This is a genomic window from Pseudoroseomonas cervicalis ATCC 49957 (genome assembly GCF_000164635.1).
GTDB lineage: Bacteria > Pseudomonadota > Alphaproteobacteria > Acetobacterales > Acetobacteraceae > Pseudoroseomonas > Pseudoroseomonas cervicalis.
In genome coordinates this window covers 1-1,916 of the sequence record NZ_GG771003.1, presented here as the reverse complement: position 1 = coordinate 1,916, position 1,916 = coordinate 1, and the positions used below count along the sequence as shown (strand labels likewise).

2 protein-coding genes and 1 pseudogene are annotated in these 1,916 nt (G+C 73.8%); all 3 read left to right on the top strand.

Translation table 11 applies throughout. The features are described 5' to 3' along the window. The coding region (locus tag HMPREF0731_RS21200; RefSeq protein ID WP_007006293.1) for a hypothetical protein at positions 1-427 on the top strand (427 nt) is incomplete at its 5' end. After that, positions 424-1,578, top strand: a complete 1,155-nt coding sequence (locus HMPREF0731_RS21195; protein ID WP_007006292.1) for a coiled-coil domain-containing protein — start codon at positions 424-426, stop codon at positions 1,576-1,578. The genes HMPREF0731_RS21200 and HMPREF0731_RS21195, both read left to right, overlap by 4 nt. Positions 1,579-1,610: 32 nt before the next feature. Beyond that, a pseudogene (locus tag HMPREF0731_RS21190) lies at positions 1,611-1,916 on the top strand (peptidoglycan -binding protein); the annotation flags it as partial.

The window sequence follows — 1,916 nt, the reverse complement described above, 5'->3', positions numbered from 1 at the left end:
CGAGCCGCTGCCGCAACCCGGCCTGCCGCTGGCGCGCGGCATCGAGGCGCTGCCGACCGGCGGCTGGCGGCTGACCGGCGCCCTGGCCGAGGGCCGCGCCGATGCCGTGGCGCAGAACGCGCTGTCCGGCATCGGCCGCTGGCTGGCGCAGACCGAGGGCCGCGTCACCATCATCGCCCAGGTCTCCGGGCCGGCGGAGGACGTCTCCGCCGCCCACCGCGCCGCGCTGGACCATGGCCGCGCGCTGCGCCGCCTGCTGGAGCAGGCCGGGCTGGACGGCACCCGCATCGACATCCGCGCCCTCGGCCGCACCGCCGAGGCGCGCGACGCCATCGAGCTGCTGCCCCCCGCCGCCCGCCAGAAGCAACACCAGATGCCCAGCCAGGCCCCAGGCCCGGCCCAGAGCCAGAGCCCGAGCCGCCCATGACCCGCCCCACCCATTACCTGCTGCGGATGCTGGCCTTCCTGGCCGCGGTCGCGGTGCTGGCCGTGCTGCTCTCCGCCGAGCTGCTGCACGCCTTCGCCGCCAACCCGCTGCTGAACAGCGTCATCCTGGCGGTGCTGGTGCTGGGCATCGCCTGGAACATCCGCCAGGTGCTGGGGCTGAAGCCGGAGGTGGAGTGGCTGGAGGGCTTCCGCGCGCCGAAGCCCGGCAGCGCCGGCGGCGCCGCCCGCCCGGCGCCGCGCCTGCTGGCGCCGATGGCCTCGATGTTCGCGGCCAAGCGCGGCGACCGCCTCTCGCTCTCCACCTCGGCGATGCGCGGCGTGCTGGACGGCATCGCCTCCCGCCTCGACGAGAGCCGCGAGCTGTCGCGCTACATGACCGGGCTGTCGATCTTCCTCGGCCTGCTCGGCACCTTCTGGGGGCTGATCCTGACCATCGGCGCGGTGGCCGAGGTCATCAACTCCATGTCGGTCGGCTCCGGCGACCTGAACCAGCTGTTCAACCAGCTGAAATCCGGGCTGGCGCAGCCGCTCTCCGGCATGGGCATCGCCTTCTCCTCCTCCATGCTGGGCCTGGCCGGCGCGCTGGTGCTGGGCTTCCTCGACCTCACCGCCGGGCAGGCGCAGAGCCGCTTCTATTCCGAGCTGGAGGAATGGCTGGCCGGCGTCACCCGCCTCTCCTCCGGCGTGCTGGGCGGCGATGGGGAGATGGGCGGCTCGGTGCCGGCCTATGTCCAGGCGCTGCTGGAGCAGACCGCCGAGAATTTGGAAAACCTGCAGCGCATCATGGCGCGCGGCGAGGAAAGCCGCGCCGCCTCCTCCCAGGCGCTGCACACGCTCACCGAGCGGCTGTCGATCATGGCCGACCAGATGCGCGCCAACCAGGTGCTGATGCAGCGCATGGCCGAGGCGCAGTCCGGCCTGGCGCCGACGCTGGCCAAGCTGGCCGAGGCGCAGGCGCACAACCCGGCCGAGGAGGCGTCGCGCGGCCACCTCCGCAACATCGAGATCTACCTGGCGCGGATGAGCGAGGACCTGGCCCAGGGCCGCGCCCAGTCCACCGCCGAGATCCGCGGCGAGATCAAGATCCTGGCCCGCACCATCGCCGCCCTGGCCGAGGACGGCCCGCGGTGAGCGCGCCGCGCGCCCCCGGGGATCGCTGAGCCATGGCCCTCGGCCGCCGCCGCAACCGGGAGGGCATGGATGCCTGGCCCGGCTATGTGGACGCGCTTTCCACCCTGCTGATGGTCATCATCTTCGTGCTGCTGGTCTTCGCGCTGGCGCAGGGATTTTTGTCGGTCGCCCTGTCCTCGCGCGACCAGGCGCTCGACCGGCTGAACCGGCAGGTGGCCGAACTCGCCGAGCTGCTGTCGCTGGAGCGCGGCCAGGGCGCCGAGCTGCGCGGCCAGGTGGCGCGGCTGACCGAGGAGCTGCGCGGCGCCGCCTCGGCGCGGGACGCGGCGCTCGGCCAG

Excerpts from the sequence above, each read along its gene's own strand:
- HMPREF0731_RS21195 (WP_007006292.1), top strand. The coding sequence starts at position 424 with ATGACCCGCCCCACCCATTACCTGCTGCGGATGCTGGCCTTCCTGGCC.